Origin of the sequence: Solwaraspora sp. WMMB335 (assembly GCF_049179075.1) — a bacterium.
Lineage (GTDB): Bacteria > Actinomycetota > Actinomycetes > Mycobacteriales > Micromonosporaceae > Micromonospora_E.
In genome coordinates this window covers 5591138-5612528 of the sequence record NZ_JBMHMF010000001.1, presented here as the reverse complement: position 1 = coordinate 5612528, position 21391 = coordinate 5591138, and the positions used below count along the sequence as shown (strand labels likewise).

The 21391-nt window shown below is 69.3% G+C and carries 22 protein-coding genes; 11 read left to right on the top strand and 11 right to left on the bottom strand.

What is annotated here, in order from left to right; all coding sequences use genetic code 11:
* The first annotated feature begins 38 nt into the window (after positions 1 to 38).
* The 4 genes from ACN27F_RS24490 to ACN27F_RS24475 all read left to right on the top strand — a co-directional run bounded on the left by ACN27F_RS24490 (position 39) and on the right by ACN27F_RS24475 (position 4728).
* The gene (locus ACN27F_RS24490) at positions 39 to 2804 is read left to right on the top strand and encodes an AAA family ATPase (protein WP_421437336.1); all 2766 of its coding nucleotides are present in this window, start codon (positions 39 to 41) and stop codon (positions 2802 to 2804) included.
* A gap of 128 nt (positions 2805 to 2932) precedes the next feature.
* A complete protein-coding gene (locus ACN27F_RS24485) occupies positions 2933 to 3778 on the top strand; it encodes a hypothetical protein (protein WP_421437334.1) in 846 nt (281 codons plus the stop codon).
* 3 nt (positions 3779 to 3781) lie between these two features.
* On the top strand, positions 3782 to 3982 hold the full coding sequence (locus ACN27F_RS24480; protein WP_421437332.1) for a hypothetical protein: 201 nt from the start codon (positions 3782 to 3784) through the stop codon (positions 3980 to 3982).
* 71 nt (positions 3983 to 4053) lie between these two features.
* Entirely contained in the window at positions 4054 to 4728 is a 675-nt protein-coding gene (locus ACN27F_RS24475) for a LysE family transporter (RefSeq protein ID WP_421437331.1), read from the top strand.
* Positions 4729 to 4828: 100 nt separating this feature from the next.
* On the opposite strand, the gene ACN27F_RS24470 is transcribed toward ACN27F_RS24475, so the two are convergent.
* Positions 4829 to 5707: an SDR family NAD(P)-dependent oxidoreductase gene (locus ACN27F_RS24470; RefSeq protein ID WP_421437329.1), complete on the bottom strand. Its 879-nt coding sequence runs from the start codon at positions 5705 to 5707 to the stop codon at positions 4829 to 4831.
* A 62-nt stretch (positions 5708 to 5769) separates the two neighbouring features.
* Here ACN27F_RS24470 and ACN27F_RS24465 point away from each other — a divergent pair, with 62 nt between their 5' ends.
* Positions 5770 to 6354: a winged helix-turn-helix transcriptional regulator gene (locus ACN27F_RS24465; protein ID WP_421437327.1), complete on the top strand. Its 585-nt coding sequence runs from the start codon at positions 5770 to 5772 to the stop codon at positions 6352 to 6354.
* A 169-nt stretch (positions 6355 to 6523) separates the two neighbouring features.
* On the opposite strand, the gene ACN27F_RS24460 is transcribed toward ACN27F_RS24465, so the two are convergent.
* The 3 genes from ACN27F_RS24460 to ACN27F_RS24450 all read right to left on the bottom strand — a co-directional run bounded on the left by ACN27F_RS24460 (position 6524) and on the right by ACN27F_RS24450 (position 9520).
* Positions 6524 to 8713, bottom strand: coding sequence for a hypothetical protein (locus ACN27F_RS24460; protein WP_421437325.1), 2190 nt, complete (start codon positions 8711 to 8713; stop codon positions 6524 to 6526).
* On the bottom strand, positions 8710 to 9132 hold the full coding sequence (locus ACN27F_RS24455) for a DivIVA domain-containing protein (RefSeq protein WP_421437324.1): 423 nt from the start codon (positions 9130 to 9132) through the stop codon (positions 8710 to 8712). The genes ACN27F_RS24460 and ACN27F_RS24455 overlap by 4 nt, the downstream gene beginning before the upstream one ends.
* 178 nt (positions 9133 to 9310) lie before the next feature.
* Positions 9311 to 9520, bottom strand: coding sequence for a hypothetical protein (locus ACN27F_RS24450; RefSeq protein WP_421437322.1), 210 nt, complete (start codon positions 9518 to 9520; stop codon positions 9311 to 9313).
* Between the two features lie 116 nt (positions 9521 to 9636).
* Between ACN27F_RS24450 and ACN27F_RS24445 the strand changes: the two genes are divergently transcribed.
* Together ACN27F_RS24445 and ACN27F_RS24440 are read left to right on the top strand one after the other, a co-directional pair.
* On the top strand, positions 9637 to 9825 hold the full coding sequence (locus tag ACN27F_RS24445; RefSeq protein WP_421437320.1) for a hypothetical protein: 189 nt from the start codon (positions 9637 to 9639) through the stop codon (positions 9823 to 9825).
* A 149-nt stretch (positions 9826 to 9974) separates the two neighbouring features.
* Complete coding sequence (locus ACN27F_RS24440; protein WP_421437318.1) at positions 9975 to 11336, top strand: hypothetical protein; 1362 nt, start codon at positions 9975 to 9977, stop codon at positions 11334 to 11336.
* Between the two features lie 29 nt (positions 11337 to 11365).
* Here the strand turns inward: ACN27F_RS24440 and ACN27F_RS24435 are convergent, their stop codons facing one another.
* The gene (locus ACN27F_RS24435) at positions 11366 to 11986 is read right to left on the bottom strand and encodes an NUDIX hydrolase (RefSeq protein ID WP_421437316.1); all 621 of its coding nucleotides are present in this window, start codon (positions 11984 to 11986) and stop codon (positions 11366 to 11368) included.
* Positions 11987 to 12248: 262 nt separating this feature from the next.
* Here ACN27F_RS24435 and ACN27F_RS24430 point away from each other — a divergent pair, with 262 nt between their 5' ends.
* Complete coding sequence (locus ACN27F_RS24430) at positions 12249 to 12518, top strand: hypothetical protein (RefSeq protein WP_421437314.1); 270 nt, start codon at positions 12249 to 12251, stop codon at positions 12516 to 12518.
* A 279-nt stretch (positions 12519 to 12797) separates the two neighbouring features.
* Here ACN27F_RS24430 and ACN27F_RS24425 read toward each other — a convergent pair whose 3' ends face one another.
* From ACN27F_RS24425 to ACN27F_RS24415, 3 genes are all read right to left on the bottom strand, one after another.
* Entirely contained in the window at positions 12798 to 13091 is a 294-nt protein-coding gene (locus ACN27F_RS24425) for a DUF1905 domain-containing protein (protein ID WP_421437313.1), read from the bottom strand.
* Positions 13088 to 13339, bottom strand: coding sequence for a hypothetical protein (locus tag ACN27F_RS24420; RefSeq protein WP_421437312.1), 252 nt, complete (start codon positions 13337 to 13339; stop codon positions 13088 to 13090). Before ACN27F_RS24420 ends, ACN27F_RS24425 begins: the two co-directional genes overlap by 4 nt.
* Positions 13340 to 13575: 236 nt before the next feature.
* Positions 13576 to 14217, bottom strand: coding sequence for an RHS repeat-associated core domain-containing protein (locus ACN27F_RS24415; RefSeq protein WP_421437310.1), 642 nt, complete (start codon positions 14215 to 14217; stop codon positions 13576 to 13578).
* A gap of 595 nt (positions 14218 to 14812) precedes the next feature.
* Between ACN27F_RS24415 and ACN27F_RS24410 the strand changes: the two genes are divergently transcribed.
* Complete coding sequence (locus tag ACN27F_RS24410; RefSeq protein ID WP_421437308.1) at positions 14813 to 15574, top strand: transposase family protein; 762 nt, start codon at positions 14813 to 14815, stop codon at positions 15572 to 15574.
* Here the strand turns inward: ACN27F_RS24410 and ACN27F_RS24405 are convergent.
* Together ACN27F_RS24405 and ACN27F_RS24400 are read right to left on the bottom strand one after the other, a co-directional pair.
* Positions 15553 to 17007, bottom strand: a complete 1455-nt coding sequence (locus ACN27F_RS24405) for an RHS repeat-associated core domain-containing protein (RefSeq protein ID WP_421437306.1) — start codon at positions 17005 to 17007, stop codon at positions 15553 to 15555. The two genes, ACN27F_RS24410 and ACN27F_RS24405, sit on opposite strands and share 22 nt — an antisense overlap.
* Before the next feature lie 159 nt (positions 17008 to 17166).
* Positions 17167 to 17541, bottom strand: a complete 375-nt coding sequence (locus ACN27F_RS24400) for a hypothetical protein (protein ID WP_421437304.1) — start codon at positions 17539 to 17541, stop codon at positions 17167 to 17169.
* A gap of 413 nt (positions 17542 to 17954) precedes the next feature.
* On the opposite strand from ACN27F_RS24400, the gene ACN27F_RS24395 reads away from it, so the two are divergent.
* Positions 17955 to 19271, top strand: a complete 1317-nt coding sequence (locus tag ACN27F_RS24395; RefSeq protein WP_421437303.1) for an IS4 family transposase — start codon at positions 17955 to 17957, stop codon at positions 19269 to 19271.
* 206 nt (positions 19272 to 19477) lie between these two features.
* On the opposite strand, the gene ACN27F_RS24390 is transcribed toward ACN27F_RS24395, so the two are convergent.
* Positions 19478 to 19723 carry a hypothetical protein gene (locus ACN27F_RS24390; protein WP_421437301.1) on the bottom strand — a complete coding sequence of 82 codons (246 nt, stop codon included), beginning with the start codon at positions 19721 to 19723 and terminating at the stop codon, positions 19478 to 19480.
* A gap of 32 nt (positions 19724 to 19755) precedes the next feature.
* On the opposite strand from ACN27F_RS24390, the gene ACN27F_RS24385 reads away from it, so the two are divergent.
* Positions 19756 to 21321: an IS1634 family transposase gene (locus ACN27F_RS24385; RefSeq protein ID WP_421437299.1), complete on the top strand. Its 1566-nt coding sequence runs from the start codon at positions 19756 to 19758 to the stop codon at positions 21319 to 21321.
* The last annotated feature ends 70 nt before the right edge of the window (positions 21322 to 21391 follow it).

Below are 21391 nucleotides of genomic sequence, written 5' to 3'. Positions count from 1 at the left end.
GGATGCCATGGGTGGCCGCCACCTGCGAACCTGATCACATGAGTGACAAGGCCGTCGGTGAGCCACCGCTGGTCGGGCGGCGGGCCGAGCTCCAAGCCGTGCGGGCGGCGCTGGGAGGAGCAGCCGAACGGTGCCACGGCGTACTGATCGGCGGGCCAGCCGGGGTCGGCAAGACCCGGCTGTTGAAAGAGGCCGCAGCCGGGCTGGCAGCGGCTGGCTGGCGACTGCTGCGGGCCCGCACTTCCGGCTCGGGCATCAATCTGCCCCTGGCCGCGCTCGCCGGCCTTCTCCCGCCACTGCCGTCGGCACCGCCACCGCCGTCGGCACCGGCGCACTCGCCCACGTCTGTGATGCAGCGTGCGCTACTCGGACTCCAGGCGGCGCTCGGCCGGACACGGAACGTCCTGCTGATCGACGACGCACATCTGCTCGACGACGTCTCCGCCGCCGTCGTACACCAGTTGGTGGCCGACGGCACGGTGCCGGTACTGGCCACGATGCGTACCGATGAACCGGCACCGGAGACGGTGACGGCACTGTGGAAGGACACCGGCGTACACCGGATCGACCTCGCCCCGCTCGGCCCGGCACTGACCGAGGCGCTGGTGGTGGCCATGCTCGGCGGGCCGGTGGAGGGTCGGACGCTGCGCCGGCTGCGGGACGCGGCGGCCGGCAACCCGCTGCTGCTGCGCGAGTTGCTGGCGTCGGTCCGGGAGGCCGGGCTCATCGACCGCCCGAGCGGCATCTGGCGGTTGACCGGCCCGCTGGACGCGGCACCGCGCCTCACTGAGTTGCTGGGCAGCCGGCTGACCGCAACCGATCCAGCCGAGCGCGACGCCCTGGAACTACTCGCCCTGGGTCAGCCGCTGCCGTTGCCCGCCGCGCTCGCCGCCATCGACGCGCAGACCCTGGAGACACTGGAAAGGCGTGGGCTGATCGCCGTCGTCACGGCAGGCCGGCGCGCGCTGGTCCAACTCAGCCATCCGCTGTACGCGGAACTGTTGCGGGCCGGCACTCCGGAGCTGGCCCGGCTACGGCACAGCCGCCGACTGGCCGACGCGGTCGCGGCGCTGGGCGCGCGACGCGGCGAAGACGTGATGCGGGTCGCGTTGTGGCGGCTCGACGGCGGTGGTGACATCGACATCTGCCTGATGCTGGCCGCTGCCGAGGAAGCGTCGTTCGTCCGGGAGTACGAGCTGTCCGCGCGGCTGGCCCAGCGGGCGTACGAGGCGGGTGGCGGGGTCGCCGCCGGGTTGGCCGCGGTACGGGCGCTGTTCCAGTGTGGCCGGCTCGACGAGGCGATCCGGTTCTGTGCCACGCTCGGTCAGTCCGCTGTGGACGATGCCGAGCGGGCGCAGGTCGCGATCCAGCAGGCGGCGATTCTGGTGCACGGTGCCGACGACGTGACAGGCGGGTTCGCCGCCCTCGACGCCGTCGCGGTGACCGATCCCGGCTGGCGCGAGCAACTCGACGCGGTCCGGCTCTACCTGCGGGCGTACCGACTCGACTGCTCCGTGGTGGCACCGGCGCTGGCGCTGTTCCACTCCTCCGGCCCCGCCGACCTGCGGCTGGCCGCCGCCGGCGCGGCCAGCTGTGGACTGCTGCTCGCCGGGCGGTTCGCCGAAGCCGAACTGCTGCTGGCGGACGTCGTGCCGGTCACGCACCGGCACGCCGGGCCGAGCCAGGTGCAGTCGGACGGGTTCCCGGCCGCGGTCGCGTCGTTGCTGATCGACCTGCCCGACGTCGCCGGTGCGCTAGCCGCCGCCGAGTCGACCTACCAGGCCAGTCTGCAGCCGCCGGACCGGGTCGCCCAGGCGCTCGCCGCCTTCTTCCTCGCCAAGATCGCTCTGCTTCGGGGACAGCCGTCCACGGCACTGCGGTGGGCGAACGAGGCGTACCTGGTCGCCGGTGACGTCGAGTTGCGTGGTGTACGCCGCTGGGCGGCCGGGCTGCGGCTGCAGGGCGCCGCCCAGGTCGGCGATCTGGCATCGGCCAGACGGGCGGTTGCCGACCTGGACCGGCACCCGGGCGGGCCGGGTGCCGTACGTCTGTTCGACATCGAGGTCGCCCGGGGCCGAGCCTGGTTCGCCACGCTCACCGGCGACACCGAGCGTGGGCTACGCGCGTTGGCGCAGGAGGTGACCCGGCACGGCGAGACCGGAGCGGTCGGCGCCGGCACGCTGGGAGCTCTCGACCTGGTACGCCTGGGTGCTCCCAGGGCCGCCGCGCGGCTCCTCGACGCCTACCCGCCGCCGGCGGGCTGGACGCTGGGCCGGATCGTGGTCGACTACGCGACCGCCGTCGCCACCCGTGACGCGTCGGAGTCGTTGCGCATCGCCCGGGACTTCGCCACGTACCACATGCCGCTGCACGCGGCCGAGGCGGCGATGCTCGCGGCGGCCAGCGGCGCCGCGGCCGGGGACGGTCGGACGGCGGCCGTGGCCCGGCTGCTCGCTGACCGCGAGCTGGCCCGGTGCGAACCGCCGACGACCGCCGCCGTGACCACCCCGGATCTGACCACTCCGGACCGGATCAGCCCGGCCGTGACCACCCCGGCGCTACGGCTGGGCGGGCCGGTCGGCGGACTGACCGGACGCGAGCAGGAGGTGGCGCTGGCGGCCGCCGCCGGCGAAACCACCAAACAGATCGCCACCCGGTTGCACCTGTCCGCACGGACCGTGGAGAACCACCTGCACCGCGCGTACACCAAACTCGGCGTCACCGGCCGGGCTGAGTTGCAGGCCTCACTGGCACCCCACCGAGTGCGCTTCGCGCTGAGCGCCGCACGCCAAGCGATTGAGTAGATCATCACTCAAGCCAGGTTGGGCGATGCCGTGCTGGACTTTGCCCGCTCCGCTCGATCGACACCGCTGCCAGGGCGTGTCCGTGACCCTGCTGTCAGCTGCTATCCGGGAGAGGTAGTCCCGTCATCATGCGTCCACGCCTTCCATCCCGTCCGCTACCGGCCATCGCCGGTGCCGCGGCCGTCGCCACCGCCGGGCTGGTCCTCGGGGTCGGTGCCCCGGCGCAGGCCGTCCCCCCGGAGCTTGCGGTGGAGATGGTGTGCGGTGCCCTCGACGTACGCTGGACCTCTGATCCGCTGGACGACGGCGTGCCGCCGGTCGACACGGTGGTGCTGCGCAACGGGGTCGTGGTGGAGGAGTTCACCATGACGGGCAGCGGGTTCCGCCGCTACGGCGCGGCGGACGGCGACCTGTTCGTGATCCGGCGCGCCGGGGAACGGGACACTCCGCCGGTGCCGTTCGCGGCTCCGGACGGCTGCGGCGAAACCCCGCTGCTGGAGGTGAACGCGACCAACGGATGTGCCGGGCTGAAACTCACGCTCACCAACCGGGGCACCGGCGCCGTCGACGGCCTGCTGCTGATCACGGCCGACACGTTCCCGGCCGGGGAACCGCTGGCCCCGGTCGCGCCCGGCACCACCGAACTGGGCTTCGCACTGCCGGACGGGACCGTGTACGACCTGATCACCGGGCCGTTCGCCCTCGACGCCCCGACCTGGATGACCGGGACGTACGTCAGGCCGGACAGCTGCGACGCGCCGAGCTCGACGCCCGCCCCGACGGCGTCGGCGACGCCGGGCGACGGGCCGACGGCCAGCGCTACACCGGACGGCGCAGGCGCCGGCGGCGAGTTGCCGGTCACCGGTGCGGCCGGCATCGGCTACGCGCTCGGCGGCGTCGGCCTGGTCGGCGCCGGTCTGGTCGTGCTCACGGTGCTGCGCCGACGGCGGATCCGATTCGTCAGCGGTGGGTGAACCATGACCTCGACGACCGTCTCGCGACTGTTCGGTGCCGGCCTGCTCGCGGCCACGTTGGCGGTGACCGCGGCGTGCGGTGGCGGCGCGGCGGATCCGGCCGACTCGGACGCGGGCCGGGCAGCCGGTGAGGACGCACTGCCAGCGTCGACGGCCGCCGGGCCTGCCCTGCCCGGCCAGCGCGTCCTGTCCCGCGCCCGGTGAGCGGCAGTCACGTCGTGTTGCCGGGCCGATAACCGGTTGTGAGCCGCCCGGCGGGTCGGCATAGTCCTGCCGTGATCGACGCGCTGACCTCGGGACTACTCGCCGGCTACGGTGTCGCGATTCCGGTGGGACCGATCGGGGTCCTGATCGTCGCCCTGTCCGCGCGGGTGTCGCTGCGTCAGGGAGCAGCCGCCGGGTTGGGCGTGGCCACCGCCGACGGGTTGTACGCGATCGTCGCCGTCGTCGGCGGCGCGGCGATCGCCCAACTGCTCAGCCCGGCCATCGCCGCGTTGCGGGCGATCGCCGCCCTGGTGCTCGGCGCCATGGCCGTACACGGCGTCGTCGCGGCGGTGCGCGCCCGACGCACGCCGGCCGACTCGGCGCGGCCCGCGCCAGCCGGGTCCCTGGCCAGGACGTACGCCGGCTTCGTCGGACTGACGTTGCTCAATCCCATGACGATCGTCTACTTCGCCGCCCTGGTGGTCGGCTACCAGAGCGACCCGACGCAGATCGGCACCGGGCCGGCACCCGACGAAGCGATGTCTGTCACCGTCGTGTCCGTCAGTGCGGCATTCGTCGGCGCGGCGTTCGTGGCCTCGACGAGTTGGCAACTGCTGCTCGCCTCGGGCGGGGCGGTGCTCGGCCGGGCACTCGCCAGCCCGCGCGGCCGTTTGATCACCGCCCTGGTCGGCAACGGCATCATCGGGCTGCTCGCCGTCCGCCTCGCCTGGCAGGTGATCAGCTGAGCCACGGCGCCGCCGCCCGTGACAGGCCGGCCGCTCCCTACAGGCCAGCCGCCCGCTACAGGGCCGGCCGCCCGCTACAGGGCCGGCCGCCCGCGACGGGTCAGGCTGGGTCGGTCCGGGCGAGGGCGGTGGCGCAGGTCGCCTGGCTGAGCGCGGTGACGGTCTGGACGACCGCCGGGTCGGTGGCCCGGGCGTGCGGGGTGACCGGCCGCCCCTTCGGGTCGAGCACCGTACCGGTGGGCAGGTCGGCGGTGGCGGCGACGATCGAGCTGCGGGCGGCGTCGGTGGCACTGGTCCGGAACAGATTGAGGTAGATCAGTGGGAAGGCCAACCGGGCCGGCATCGGGAACAGGTCCGACCGCATCGACCGGCCCATCTCGGTGGCGCTGGCACCGGGGTCGGCAGCGAGCACGGTGACGCCGGTGCCACGCAACCGGTCGGCAAGACCCATCGTGTACGCGAGGTTGGCGAGCTTCGCCCGCCCGTACGCGGTGAAACCGTAATACCGCCCGGCCACCTCGACGCGGTCCAGCGGGGTGCGGTCGGCGAGCCGGATCGCGCCGGAGGTCAGGTTGACGACCCGCCCCCGCCCAGTGGTGACCATGTCGTCGACCAGCAGTTCGGTGAGCAGATAGCCGGACAGGTGACTCATCGCGAAGGTCGCTTCGATGCCGTCGACGGTGTGCCAGCGCTGCCGGTAGACCCCGCCGACGTTGTTGACGAGCAGGTCGACCGGGCCGGCGACGCGGATGTCGTCGGCGAGCGCGTGCACGGCGTGCATGGCGGACAGGTCGGCCCGGACGAACCGGGCGTCGGGCGATCCCGCCGAGGCGAGCAGGTCGCGGGCGGCGTGGCCACGGTCCGGGTCGCGGCCGACGACGGTGACGGCGTAGCCGCGGCCGGCGAGGGCGTGGGCGGTGGCCAGACCGATGCCACCGGTGCCGCCGGTCACGACGGCCCGCTTCGAAGACTGGGTCATGACTAAGAAAATAGAACTAGCTATCGCGAATTTACAAGAGTGGCGGTGGCTACAGTGACGAGATGCAGGTGGAACCGGGGGTACTGCTGGCAGCCGTCGGCCGGCTCCGGGGCCGCTGGAGCCTGCACATCGTGCACGCACTGCTCGACGGCCCGGCCGGCTTCAACGACCTGCGCCGGGCGATCCCGGCGGTCGGGCCGAGCACCCTGGCCCGCCGGCTCGGCGAGTTGGAGGCGGCCGGCATCGTCAGCCGTACGGTGATCGACACCAACCCGCCCGGCAGCCGCTACGCGTTGACGCCCACCGGCGCCGGGTTACGTCCGGTGCTCGCCGAGATGGCCACCTGGGCCGGCGACACCGCTGACCCGGACATCCGCCACCACCAGCTCGACGACCTGCTGACCCTGATGCAGGAACGCTGGATGCTGGAGCTGCACTGCGCGTTGCTGGCCGGGCCGCGCCGGTTCACCGACCTGGCCCGCGACACCGGCGTCAACCAGGTCACCCTCACCGCGCGGCTCGCCGATCTGGAGCGGCGCGGCCTGATCCGCCGGCTCGACGACGCCTCGTACGCCTTCACGGCCACGGGTGAGGGTTTCCACCAGGTCGGTGAAGCCCTCGCCGCATGGGCGACGGCCACCGGGTGACGTGGCGGCTGCTGCTGGCGTCCGCCTCGCCTGGCAGGCCAGCCCGAGCCGAACCGCCCCGCCGATGTGAGGCTGAGACACCCTACGCGGCAACCATGACGTATCTCCGCCTCACATCGGTGCGGCCACCCGGCCGGCACCCCGCCGGCACCCGGCTGTGTGATCGCGGTCAGTCGGTGGGTGGGTGCAGGCGCAGGGCGGTGACAGCGGCGGGCAGGTCGGCGGCGGTGGCGACCCGGCGGGTAGTTTCCGGGCCTTCGTGCAGATGCACCTCGCACCGCGACGCGGCGAACCGGACGGTCACCGTCTCACCGGCGAAATGCGCACCGAGCAACGACAGCAACGGCACCAGGTCATCGCCGGCCACCGGCTCGCCAGCCGTCGACGCGTCGGCCGCCGGTTCGTCGGCCGCTGGCGACGGCACCGACTGCGGTACGCGGATCGCGGTCGCCGGATCGGTCGGCACCGCCGAGTGGGCGTCGCTGCACACGTACTCGACGGCGCGGGCGAGTGCGTGCTCGATGGTGGGCAGGTGCGCGAACGTCCGCAGGCCGAAGTCGGCGCTACGGTCGGCGTAGTAGGCACCCCACCGGACCCCCTGCACGTGGTACGGCGTACCGGTGCTGGGCCGGTGGTCGACGACGCTGACCACCAACGCCAGCCCGAGCCCGTACGCCATCGCCAGCGCTTCGGCCAGCGACGGCGCGGCCGGCACCCGGGCGTGCAGCAGCACCCGGGCACCCGGATGCCCGTTGGCGATGTTCGCCAGGTACGCCGTCAGCGGGTCCTGCCCGGCGTGGTCCAGGGTCACGTAGCCGTGCCACATCTCATGGTCGGCGATGACCTCGTACTCGTCGAGCGGTCCAAGCTGCTCCTGGCGTACCGGCAGATCCGCCAGGTGGGCCGGCAACCGGTACTGTGGCGGCACCTGGTGGATGGCCTTGCCGCCAGGCCGGCTGCCGACCTGCGGCACCGCCACAGATCGACCGCCCTGGTCGGCCGGCAACGCCCAGTTGAGGTGCCGAGCCCAGGTCCGCCCGTCGGTGACGGTGACGACGACGCCATGCCGGATCTCGTACGTGTCGCCGCAGCCGAGGCAGCGTCGGAGCCCGTGCTCGGGCACGCAGTCGGCGCAGCGTTCGTACGGGATCGCCGGCCCCTGCCACGTCGGCGGGGGCGGCTGCCACGACCGGGCGAGCTTCTCGACCGTACGGGAGATGGTCTGTCCGGTGGCGCGTTCGGTGAGTTTCTCGACGACCTCGACCACCCGCAGGCTGGTGTGCCACCAGCGGCCGTCGCGCCAGATGGCCTGCGCGCCCGGGGTCGGCTCACCGGTGCCGAGCGCCGTGCAGTCGGCGAGCACCCGGCGTTCGAGCTGGTCAAGGTCGAGTTTCGGCGGCCCGATCCGGGCACCGGCCGGAGAGCCGGCTGCCCCGCCGGCCCGGCCGGGCCGCAGGTAGTAGGCGGGCGCGTGGCGGCCACGGTCAGCCAGCCCGGTGGCGAGGCTGGTCGGGTCGGCGGCGACGATCGCCGCGTCGAGGCTGGCGGCGCAGCGGGCGAAGGTCGCGCCGGCGAAGGTTCCGCCGGACAAGGGCACATCGGAGGAGGCGCCATCGGACAAGGTGACATCGGAGGAGGCGTCGCCGACCTCGGCGTCGGGCAGATCGAGGCGCAGCTGCCAACTATGGCGGCCGTCGACGTACGGGTCGGGCCGGGCTTCGACGACCAGGTCCAGGCAGAGCAGTTCGGCAAGGTCGCAGAGCTGCCCCAGGTGACGTGCCGGGTCGGGGCGCTGCGGCGCGGCAGTGCGGCCGAGCCAGATCCGCCACGGGTGCCGGGAGTAACCGGCGATGGCCTCGGCTTCGATGGCGTGCCGCCGCTCGGCGGGCAGGCCGGGGTGCCAGTCCTTCGGCAGCATGATCGCCCCGGCGGAGACCTCGCGGTCGGGCACGTCCGGGTCGTAGACGTGGGTGGCGCCGACCCGGCCGGCCAGCTCGGCGACGACGGCGTCCAGGTCGATCGACCAGCGGCCGTCGCGGCGCGCCGGGTCGAGCGCGCCGGGCACGATGTTGACCGAGGCGACGGCGGTGGTGTCGGCGTTGGCGACGGTGAGCACGAGCTGAGCCCGGCAGCGGCCGAGCCCGTCGCAGCCGTCGCAGGTCCAGCAGACGCTGCCAGTGCCGAGGCAGATCTGACAATCGCGGTACGCCGACTCGCGGCTGTCGTCGGGTGGCGTGCCGTCGGGGACGATCAGCTGGTCGCCGTACCAGGTGCAGGTGCACGCTCGGGTGGTGACGCCGCCGCCGGCGCAGCGGGCGCAGTCGACGACGGTGACGGCGGGGCCGGGCTGCTCGGTCACCGGCTCACGCCGGCCGGGTAGTAGGCGGTGGCCTGGTTCACCGCCGCCTGGTTGGCCATGGCCTGGTTCACCGTGGCCTGGGTGGACTGCCAGCGGCGCAGCGCGTCCTTGATCCGGTCGTTCTGCTCGCGGGTGCGGTCCAGTTCGGCGTAGATGACGCTGAGGTCGTAGGCGACCCGGTCGAGGAACGCGGCGACCTCGACCGGGTTCAACCCCCGGGTCGCGACGCCGGCCGGGCCGAACCGCTGGTTGCGCACCTGCCAGGGCCGGATCGGCCGGTACGCCGCCGAGCGCGTGTTGGTGCCGGGAACTCGGTGGACGCCGGGGTCGCTGCCAGCCGGCCAGCGGCTGGGCGGGGTGGACGCCATCCGTCGGCGTCCCCAGCGGACCCGCATCCGTTGCCACATCCTTCGCATCATCAGTGCTCCTCCCCTGTGTCGTGCCGTGGGTGTTGCTGGTGTGCGTGGTGGACGGGGGTGGCCCTGCCCCTTGCCGACTCGGGCGGGGCCACCCCCGCCCCGATCACCGCAGCCCTCCTTGGCGGTACGGCGACCGGGGCAGACCTTGGTTCCGCCGCGTGAGCTGCGGAAATCCGGATCAGGCGCAGTCGCCGAGGTCGGAGTGCGCGCTGACCGGCCCGGTCGCTCTCCGGGCAGCGGTACGGGTCCGGACGTCGGTGTCACCGCGCCGGGCGTCGGGCATGAGTACCGCCGGCGGTACGTCGACCGGCACCTGCCGGGGGCCGGTTCCCGGGTCGTCCCAGTCCGGCCCACACGACCGCCACCGGTCGTCATCCATCTGCGTCACGGTCGACTCCCCTCCTCTGAAGATGTGCGCGACTGAGAATCACCCATCCCCCTTACGAGTGTCAAGTGCATCAAGTTGACGGGGCTGCTACTCGTAAGCTCCGTACGTTCGTTGACATGCGGTTGGCCGGGATGTCCGAGATCCAGCAGATGCTCGGTGGTGTCTCCCGCCAGCGGGCATCCGAGATCGTCAACCGTCCGTCGTTCCCCGCACCGCTGGACGTCCTCGCCACCGGCCGCATCTGGTCCCGCGACGCGGTTGCCGAGTGGATCCGCAAGAACCGACCAACCCAACGCGAGGACTGAGAACCTCTCGTCACGTCAGAGACAACTGGACGACCGCCCTCGCCGGCACCATGTGAACACCCGTGTGAAATTCGAGCCTTCGTGTGGCCATATGCAGCGTCGATGCCTGACCGGTACCGTCCAAGGTAGTCACATGGGAGGGGTGCTCCGTGAACGGATCCAACGATGCCCTGGCCTCACTGATCACCGAGGCGGGCTTCTCGTGGGCCGGGCTGGCCCGGCGGGTCAACGATCTCGGTGCCGACGAAGGTCTCGCGCTCCGCTACGACTACACAGCGGTCCACCGGTGGGTGAAGCGCGGCGAACGTCCGCGACCACCGGTGCCGACGCTGCTGGCACGGGCGCTCAGTGAACGTCTGCGTCGCCGGATCACCCCGGCAGACTTCGGCATGACCGACGAGGAAACCCTTGCCGCTCGCGGCCTGCAGTACGCCGACCATCCGCGTACCACCGTCGACACGATCATCGACCTGGGCAGGGCCGACGTCGCCCGCCGCAACATCGTCAAGGCACCGTTCGTACTCGCCGCACTCGGGGCACCGAGCCGTGACTGGCTCCTCGCCACCCTCGACGAAACATCGACGGAGCGCGGCCCCCGGCAGATCGGGATGCGGCAGGTGGCCGGCATCCGGGAGATGTTCGCCCTGTTCCAGGAGCTGGACGTGATGCGCGGCGGCGGCCACGCCCGTACCGCCCTCGTCGAGTACATGCAGAGCTACGTACTGCCACTACTCAAGCGGGAGCACGAGCCGGACGTGCAGCAGGCGCTCTACGAGGCAGCCGCCGAGCAGTCGTACCTCGTCGGGTGGATGGCCTACGACGACGGCGAACACGGGCTCGCCCAGCGCTACCTCATCCAGGCGCTCCGACTTGCCCAGGCCGCCAACCACGCCGCGCTCGGCGCGCACGTCCTCGCCGGCATGTCCGACCAGGCCAACCTGCTCGGCCACCCCCGCGAAGCACTGATGCTCGCCCGCGCCGGCCGCCGCGGACTCGCCGACGGCGACTCCCCTGCCTGCCTCGCCGACCTGCACATCCTCGAAGCCCGCGCCCTCGCGGCACTCGGCGAATCGGCACCGGCAGCAGCTGCCGTGGCCAAGGCCGAACAGACCTTCGCCCGCGTCGACCACGACGACGAACCCGTCTGGGCCACATTCATCGACACCCCATACCTGTACGGCGAAGCCGCCCACTGCTTCCGCGACCTCGGGCAGCCCGACGACACCGAACGCTTCGCCACCGAGTCCGCCGAAGGTGCTCGCCACCAGGGCCGCGCCCGCCGCGCAGCGCTCAGCCACGCCGCCCTGGCCACCGCCGACCTCGACCGCTCGGACGTCGAAGCCGCCGCCACCCGCGCCGCTCACGTCGTCGAGCTGGCCGCCTCCGTCAACTCGTCCCGCACCATCGGAACTGTCCGAGACCTGCAACACCGTCTGAAGCCGTACGCCACCCTCCCCGAGGTACGCCACTTCACCACCCGCGCCACCGAACTCCTCGGCCTCGCCGCCTGACCAAAGCGGCTGAAGCTGTCCTCAGCGGTTCAGCCTCCTGGCAGGCCGAATGCCAGCACGTGCAGCAGTCCGACGATCGATCCGGAACCCAGGATCTCGTTCCGGTCGAGTAGCTGCCGAATGCTGGTGAGTGGCACCCACGCAACCTCGCCGGCTTCGTCGGACACGGCGGGCCGGCCGACGAACGTCGCCTCCCTGGCGTAGTAGACATCATGCGGCGAGTCGACCATGCCGACCATTGGCTGGTACGAGACCAGAGGCCGCATCACGTACGGTCGCCAGCCGGTTTCCTCTTCGACCTCGCGTGCCACGGCCGTCTCCGGGCTCTCGCCGTCGTCGACGATCCCGCCGGGAAGCTCCCAGCCCCACTGGTCCGACACGAAGCGGTGCCGCCACAGCATCAGCACCTGGTCCTGATCGTTGACGACGACGCCGATGGCCGCGCGAAACAGCCGTACGACGTGATGCTCGAACCGTTCGCCGCCGGGAGGCTGGACGTCGACCAGGTCGAGACTGACCCACGGCCGCCGCTCGTACACGGTTCGCGCTCCGAACACCTGCCAGCGGTGGGCGTCGGTCTGCTCAGGGCCGGGCCCGTCGTCGAGCCGGCCCCGCAGCGGCCGTTCGGCTCCACCCGTTGCCTCCCCCACACCGGCCAGCCTATCGGCGCAGCCGTTCGAAGCAGCCCTGCACCCAATCCGCAGACAAGGGCCCGCGAACCCGCGCCACCGAACTCCTCGGCCTCGCCGCCTGACGCAGGCACCTGGAGCTGCCCCGCCGCCCCCAGCCGGCGACCCAGGCAACCACCTGGGCCGTCACCAGCCGCTAGGGTCGCCGGGCGCTGGGCAGGCCGTCGTACGCGATCACGGTCGCTCAGTGACGCTCTCCGTACCATGAGCCATAGTGGACGTTATGGCTACTACGACGATGCAGCTCGACAGCGATGTCCGAGACGAACTGGCGGAGATCGCCAGACGCGACTTCGCAGGCGTTCCCCTTGCCGAGGCGCTTCGGCGGCTCATCAGAGAGCATCAGGTCAACAAGATCATGACGCGGTACGCCGAGCTACAGTCCGACCAGCAAGAATGGGCCAGCTACCGGGCCGAGACGTCGTTGACCGACAACACCGCCGGTGACGGCATGCCCCTCGGGCGCGACGAGTACCCGGAGTACGACGAGTGAGCCAGCCCAAACTCGCACCGTGGTGCCGCTGACCACTCGGGACAGCGACTTGAACCAGGATGTGAGGATTTACTCTTCCGAGTCCGGACTGACCCGCCCCAGCTGAGCGCACCGAGGACATACCAGCGGTTTCCACGGAACGGTTTCGCCGCACACAGCCCCTGGGCACCGCCTCAGCCAGCGAAGTCGCGCGGCTGTCCGAATGGCTTCGGGAAATGGTCGCCTTCACGCCCTGGCTGCGACACAGCAGGTGAGCGCAGATGGAGCGTAACGGCACTCTCAGGGCTGCCCCGCAGGGACGATCAGGTATACGCGCACGATGTCGTCGATGCCGATCTTCTCTTTCTTGCGCACCGAGTCCCGCAGCGGGAGGGCGTAGCCGCCGTCCTTGGGGAACAACGAGGTCCGCCAGCGGCTTCGCCCGAGTCGAACCTCGACCGGCACCATCCCCCAGCCATACGTGACAGCCGACGCCAACTCTCGCACCACATCGGCGGGCTCGTCCGGGATTGTCACGAAGTGGTACGGGGACGGCCCTCGCCATTCCCACACGACACCCTCGAACTCAATCATGAGATCAGGCTACGCAAGCAGCAACTGGTGGTCCTCGACGCGTAGCCAAGGCCGAACACGCCTTCGCCCGCGTTGACCACGACGATGAACCCGTCTGGGCCGCATTCATCGACGCCCCATACCTGTACGGCGGAGCCGCCCACTGCTTCCGCGGCCTCGGGCAGCCCGACGACACCGAGCGATTCGCCGCCGAGTTCGCCGAAGGTGCCCGCAAGCAGGGTCGCGCCCGCCGCGCCGCGCTCAGCCACGCCGCCCTGGCCACCGCCGAACTCGACCGCTCAGACGTCGAAGCCGCCGCCAACCGCGCCACTCACGTCGTCGAGCTGGCCGCCTCCGTCAACTCGTCCCGCACCATCGGAACCGTCCGAGACCCTGCAACACCGCCTGAAGCCGTACGCCACCCTCCCCGAGGTACGCCACTTCGCCACCCGCGCCACCGAACTCCTCGGCCTTGCCGCCTGACCGAGAAGGACCAGCACCAACATCAATCCCTACGCCAGGCCCTGGCACCACCAACGATCTCAATCGGCCGATGGCGGACGCCTCCGTTCCCGTACCAAGACCGTAACCTCGTGAAGAAGCAGGCATAGCACCAGTACTCCCGCCGGCACCGCAGCTTTTTTGCTGCGGCCCTTGTGCCGTACCAGGTAGCGTAGATGACGAGAGCAGCAAGCGCCGCAGCGCCTATAACCAAGATGACCGTACCAACACTTACCCCGAGTCCTGCCACTGCGACGAGAGCGACAGGCGCGACTCGACCGCTCAGGTCGTAGCAGTTGACCGGGTCGCCGACGCAGTAGTCGTACGGGTTGGCGTTACCGCCGTACACGGGGTCGACGGTGAGGAAGCGTCCGGTGGTGGTGTTGTAGAGACGCACCCCCATCAGGATCAGCCCGGTCGCGGGGTCCGTGGCGCGTTGCTTCGCGCCCAGCCAGCCGTACCGTTCACCACCGACCGCCTCAGGGTTGCGAGGAGTCCCGTACTCGCTGGCATCGGTGGTCGCCGACAGACCGACGTCGCCGGGGAGAATGGTGGCGATTAGGTCGCCGTGCAGGTTGGCCAACCGCCACGTCACCTGCCCGTTGTCGCCGTTCCAGATGCCACCCATGCCGGAGACGCCAGCCACGATCCGGGTGTAGGTGTCGACGTTCTCCTGCGTCCAGGCCGGGCTGTCCCCGTCGTCGTTAGCACCGTCATGACCGGCGCACCAAGACCGGACCCGGACTCACCCTCGAACCGGAACCACCCTGACAGCTATAGACCTGCTATAGACCCCAGCTATTCAACCGTTGAATAAGCTACGATCTCGCCGGAGGATCCTTTTCGCTGACCTTCCTGAAGCGGCGCCAGGCAGTCAGCAATGTTCGGACAAGCTGTACCAGCATATATCCTGCAACCGCACCCGAAAAAGTTCTGGACACGACACCTTCGTGATTGAAGAAATAAATCACAGAACTGAGGAAAAATAACACAGGAAATACAGGGTTGACATCACTTGATCCAAACACTTTTTGTCCAAGCCTACGCGGAAGGTTTGACATCTATATCACCAGTACCCCGAGTACACTCCTCTTGTGACCCGTCGAGAAATCTCCCGTACAATGAGGCTTATTCAGCAGGCCTCCGACTCGCTACAGTAGACCCCCAACAAAAAGGACGATCCGCTCTTCCGTAGGATGGAGTTACCACACCACATCTCAAAGAAAAGCGGACCGCCGGACATGTATCATACCACTGGCTTCACCACGGACCAGATCCGCGACCTCTGCGTGCTGGTCCGAACGGAATGCCAGGATCTGAATATGGAGCCCTGGCCCCCGGTCCTTGGTCTCTACCGCGCTGTCGTCGTCGCGTTGACCTACATGCGTCGTAACCGCGTCCAAGCGGAGATCGCTGAAGCGCACGGCGTCTCCCAGTCGACGATCTCGCGAGCGGTCACCGGCATCACCCCGGTCCTCGATCGCGTGCTGACGGAGTTCGTGCCGACAGCCGACGACCTCAGCCCGACCACCCAGTACATCGTCGACGGCACGCTGCTTCCCTGCTGGTCATGGCGCACGCACCGCTGTCTGTACTCCGGCAAGCACAAGACCACGGGCATGAGCGTTCAGGTCGCCTGCACCCTCGACGGTGCGCTCGCCTGGATCTCCGATCCCGTCACCGGCAACCACCACGACTCGTACGCGATCAACGACACCGAGGTCCTCGTCACCCTGAATCCCGGAGACTGGATCGGTGACAAGGGCTACGTCGGCAACGGCATGATCACCCCGTACAAGAGGCCCAAGGGCGGCGAGCTCGCGGAATGGCAGAAGGAATACAACAGGCAGGTCAACAAGATCCGCTGGGTTGTGGAACAGGTCATCGCGAACCTGAAGACATGGCGAATCCTGCACACCGACTACCGCAGACCGCTTGCGACCTTCACAGAAACGATCTCCTGCGTCATCGGGTTGCACTTCTATAGGATCGCCTGTGAATAGACCTCAATGCGGCAGTATTTCTTAGCGCCAGCATGAATGGTATCACGCCTCGCAGCGCTAAAATTCCGCCAGTCACTCTTAAAATCGTGATAGCCTACCCACGACGCCAACCCGGAACCGATGTACTTCCACCGATCCTTAGTGCGAAAAGGGTGGAAGGTGGCTTTCCAGCCCTTCTTCTTTACAGCTCTATATACTTTCCAGCCAGAACGAGCTGATCGAAATCCGCCTTTCAGCAGAGCCGCCCCACTAACCCATCCACCAATATGAACGGACATTCGGGTGCCGTAGAAAACCATACGCCAGACCGAGTTGCGGCCCCAGCCGCAGAACTTCCAGCACCAGCGTTTGCCGTCGAGGTCTTTCTTGTTGAGCGGGTCGGCGCAAGTGTACTCGTAGGCGTTGCAACTGCCCCCGTACACAGGGTCGGTGGTGAGGAAGCGTCCGGAGGTGGTGTTGTAGAGACGCACCCCCATCAGGATCAGCCCGGTGGCGGGGTCGCTGGCGCGTTGCTTTGCACCCAGCCAGCCGTACCGTTCACCACCGATCGCGTCAGGGTTGCGAGGGGTGCCGTACTCGCTGGCGTCGGTGGTGGCCGACAGGCCCGCGTCGTCGGGGAGGATGGTGGCGACCAGGTCGCCGTGCAGGTTGGTCAACCGCCACGTCACCTGCCCGTTGTCGCTGTTCCAGATGCCGCCCATCCCGGAGACGCCAGACACGATCCGGGTCCAGGTGTCGACGTTCTCCTGCGTCCAGGCCGGATTGTCACCATCGTCGTCGTAGTGGTGCACCGTCGTCACCGGCGTGCCGTCAGCGGTGTCGGTGAACGACCGGATCCGTTCGCCGGTGACATCCAAGGCGTAGTCGACCGTCCGGCCCGCCTGCGTAATCGTGTCCACCAGGTCGGTCACGTGGTAGCCGACCGTGGCGTTGCCGGCGGCCGGGGTGGCGGTGTCGGCTGCTGGCACGGTGGTGGTGCGCCCGAGCGCGTCGTAGACCGTGCCAGCGGTGGTGATCCGATCCGCCGCGTCATACGAGTGGGTGATGGTGGAGGCGGCGGTGCCGGTCTGGCAGGCACCGTCACCTGCCGGGGCGTACTCGACCAGACTCGTCCGGTTGCTGCTGGCCGAGAAACCGTAGGCACGGGTCGTGCACTGGCCACCGATGGTGTCCTCGACCGTCGTCAACCGACCCGACGCGTCATAGGTGTAGGTCTGCTCGGCCAGGGTCGACGCGTGATGCCGCCACTGACCATGCACCGACTCCGCCACCGACCCACTGTAGAGAGTGCAATCCGACGCACCACAACCCGGCCGGTCATACGTGATGCCGACGCTCGTCCCGGTCTCGTCGTAGGAATGGGCGACCGTGATCCCCGACGGCCAGCTCTCCGTCACTAGGTTGCCGTCGACGTCGTACCCACCGGTGAACACCCCGGCCTGCGTGTCGTCGACCGACGAACAGACCACGCCGCTCGGTACCGCCGTCGTAGGTGTAGGTCCGGGTCGCCTTACCATCCGAACTTGTCGCCGTCCGCCCCAACAAGTCGTACGTCGTGGACGACACGTTAAGGCCAGCAAGATCGTACTCCTCTACCAATCTTCGAAGCCGAGCCTCGTCCGCTCCATCTCAGCTCTCCCTTGGTCCAACCAGACTAGGTGATAGGTGATCCCGCGATAGATAAATTTGTCCGACAAGAGTTCAGATATCTCATCTACATCATCGTAATACCCTTCATCGGGAGGCAGTGACGAAGAATTGAGAACGATACGCCATGCCAGCTTGGGCACTGTCTGCCTAAGCCGACGGTAGATCGGGCCACTGATTGATGCAACCTCATGGATCGCCAGAAAGAGAACCCCGACCTTTTCATCATCAAGTAGTAGGTCAGCGAGCTTGCGGTCGAATGCGAAAGGCAAGGTACCTACGTGATTTCCCTTTCCCATCATCACCACCAAGATGCCCATCGCCGTGGCTGCCGATGGTTGATGTGGAAGCTCTGGTAATCATGGCGACCTTTGACCGAACTCGTCAGATTGGAGGACCAACCGAACCTGCCCTTCTTGGCCGACCCTCGCCAGGCTCGTTGAGCCGAACCTAATCCCTTCGAATACATTCGGGCTCCATTCCTTGCTTTGCTATGAATTCCGCCACGACCCACCCACATCCGGCCTGCAAGCCAACTGGTGGCACGCGTCGCCCGTGCCGCTTGGACCCCAGTCTGAGCCAACCGAACGAGACGATAGGCGCAATGCCACGTAGCTTAAGTTGATCTTGGGTTTGACCTGTGGGTTTGGTGTGGGCTCCTGGGCGGTGCGGCGTGGCGGGACGACCACGGCTGGGCTGACTGTTTTGATCACGGGTCATGTCGGTGGATGTGGTGGACCGTCCAGTGGTGCGGCCGGATCAGGTGACGCTCGGGGTGCTGATCTCGCAGGTGTCGCGGGAGGAGGTCGACGCCGCGATCGAGGTGTGCGGGGTGCGGGAGCAGCGGTCGGACGGGAAACTGCCGGCGCACGTGACCGTGTATCTGACGTTGGGGTTGGCGTTGTTCCCCGACGATGACTACACCGAGGTCGCGACCAGGGTCACCGGGTCGTTGGACCGGTTCGGGTGCTGGAGTGCGGGGTGGAGCGTGCCGACCTCGAGCGCGATCAGCCAGGCGCGGAAACGGTTGGGCCGCCGGGTGTTCGCCGAGCTGTTCGAGCGCACGTGCGGGCCGGTCGCGGGCGGGTCGGGCCCGACAGCGCCGGCGGGCGCGTTGGGGACCGCGCGGGGGTCGTTCCTGCGCCGGTGGCGGCTGCTGGCGATCGACGGGTTCACCGTCGATGTGCCCGACAGCACGGCCAACGCGGCCGAGTTCGGCTACGCCGGGTCAGGGGGGAACCGGTCCGTGTTTCCGAAGGCCCGGGTCGTGGCCCTCGCGGAGTGCGGCACCCACGCCTTCGTCGCCGCGGAGATCGGCGCCTACACGGTGGGTGAGAAGACCCTCGCGCAGCGGCTGTACCCCCGGCTGCGGTCCGACGAGTTGCTCACCGCTGACCGGGGGTTCTACTCCTGGCAGGCGTGGGACACCGCCGCCGCGACCGGCGCGGCGCTGCTGTGGCGGGCCCCGACCCAGATCGACCTGCCCGTGGTCAAGGTCCTGTCCGACGGCACCTATCTCACCGTCCTGATCAAACCGACCGTCCGTGGCGCCCGGCGGGAACGGCTCCTCGCGGCAGCCCGCGCCGGGGCTGATCTGACCGACATCGACACTGTTCCGGACGCGTTCGACGACCGGGGCCTGCCGGTCGTTCACCTCGCCCGGGTGGTCGAGTACGACATCCCCGACCGCGTCGGCGACGGCACCGGCGAGTTGATCGCCCTGATCACCACCATCGTCGACCCCGCCGACGCCCACGCCGACGAACTTGCCGGCGGCTACCACGAGCGGTGGGAGGAAGAAACCGCCAACGACCAGCTCAAAACCCACCTCCGTGGTCCCGCACGGGTGCTGCGGTCCCGCCTGCCGGACCTGGCCCACCAGGAGATCTGGGCCTACCTGATCGTCCACCACGCGATCAGCGCGCTGACCGCGAAAGCGTCCGCCGCCGCCGACCTCGATCCGGACAGGATCTCCTTCACCAGAGCCCTGCGCCTGATCCGCCGCACCGCCACCGGCACGGCGGACATTCCCCCCTCAGGACTGGGCTGACCAGCTACCGACCCACCTCGCCCAGATCGCCACCCTCCTGATCCCCACCCGACGCGAACGCACCTGCCCCCGCGCCGTCAAACGCGCCCGCCACAACCAGTACCGGATCAAGAAACCCCACGAACCGGCCAGCATCCGCCACCAGCGTCCACCGACCATCCACATCCACCGGGTCCAGCCACCATCAAGATCAACCTAGTGCCGCGTCAGGCAACGTTGGCCCTGTTGACTACCTCGCGTAGGCGTTCGTCGGCGGCGTGCTTGTTCCGCCAGATGATGTAGCGGCGGATCATGCTGCCCTGCTCGGCGTGGCTGGTGTGGTCGGTGCCATCGAGGGTGAAGTAGCGCAGAGCGGTGAACTGGGCCTCGATGCGGTTGACCCGACTTGGCTCACGGTTGGCTGATTTCGGGGTCTGCGGGGCTGTGACCTGGGGTGTTGCGTCGGGAGGCACGCACTAAACGCGCCGGGTTCTAGGGTGTCGGCGTGGCGTACGTGCGGACGGTGAAGACCGCGTCGGGAGCGCGGGCGGTGCAGATCGTGCACTCGCAGCGTCGGGGATCGCGGGACATCGAGCACATCGGATCCGCGCACACCGACGCGGACCTGGAACTGCTCAAGGCGGTGGCCCGGCAGCGGCTCGCCGCCGGGCAGGGCGAGCTGGACCTGCGTCTGCCGGACCAACCGGCCAACGGCGGCGCCCCGCTGCCGATCACGTCGTCGCGGGCCGGGCACCTACTGGACGCCCTGGGCCGCGGCTACGAGACGCTGGGATTCGCTCGGGCCGCCGGCCGTGATGAGGTGTTCAAGGCGTTGGTGCTGGCCAGGATCATCGAGCCGACCAGCAAGCTCGATTCGGTGCGGGTCCTCGACGAGGCCGGCGCGTGGGCGCCGTCGTACGCGACGATCAAACGGCGGCTGCGGGTCTACGCCGGCGGTGACAGTGCCTCCGACGCCGCAGTGCCGGCCGGTGCCGAGACCGCAGCGGGTGCGGCGGGTGGCCCGTGGCGGGCACGGTTGGCACGCGCCTGCGCCGAGCATGTGCGCCTGGGTCCGGCGACCCTGCTGCTCTACGACGTCACCACGCTGTACTTCGAGGCCGACGAAGGTGACGGGTTCCGTGAGCCCAGTTTCTCCAAGGAACGGCGTCTGGAGCCGCAGATCACCGTCGGTCTGCTCACCGACGGGGCCGGGTTCCCGTTGATGGTGCACGCGTTCGAGGGAAACCGGGCCGAGACCACCACCATGCTGCCGGTCCTGCGAGCGTTCCTGGAGGCGCACCGGCTGTCCGACGTCACCGTGGTCGCCGACGCCGGGATGGTGTCCGAGGCGAACAAACGCGCCATCGAGGCCGCCGGTCTGTCGTTCATCCTCGGCGCCCGTGTCCCCGACGTGCCCTACACCGTCCAGCAGTGGCGCGACGCCCACCCCGAGGCGGAGATCCCCGACGGGCACGTGTTCGTCCAGCCCTGGCCCGCCGGCCGTGGCGACAACCGCCGTGACCACACGTTCTTCTACCAGTACCGCGCCGACCGGGCCCGCCGCACGTTGAAGGGGATCGACACCCAGATCACCAAGGCCGTCAACGCCGTCGCCGGCCGGACCCCGGTCAAACGCAACCGGTACGTACGCCTGACCGGCGCGACCAAGACCGTCAACCGCGCCCTCGAAGCGAAAAACCGCGCCCTGGCCGGGATCAAGGGCTACGTCACCAACCTGCCGAACCCCGACCCCGACCAGGTCATCAGCGCCTACAGCCGACTCCTGCAGGTCGAGAAGTCCTTCCGCATGTCCAAGACCGACCTGGCCGCCCGGCCGGTGTTCCACCACACCCGCGAATCGATCGAGGCCCACCTGACCATCGTGTTCGCCGCCCTGGCCGTGTCCCGCTGGATCGAGAACACCACCGGCTGGAGCATCAGACGCTTCGTCACCACCGCCCGACGCTACCGCACCATCCAGATCCAGGCCGGCGACCACACCATCACCGCAGCCGACCCCATCCCCGACGACCTCCACACCGCCCTCAACGCCATCCACCGCACGCACTAAATGAGCCAAGTCGGGTCAAACGCGCCCGCCACAACCAGTACCGGATCAAGAAACCCCACGAACCGGCCAG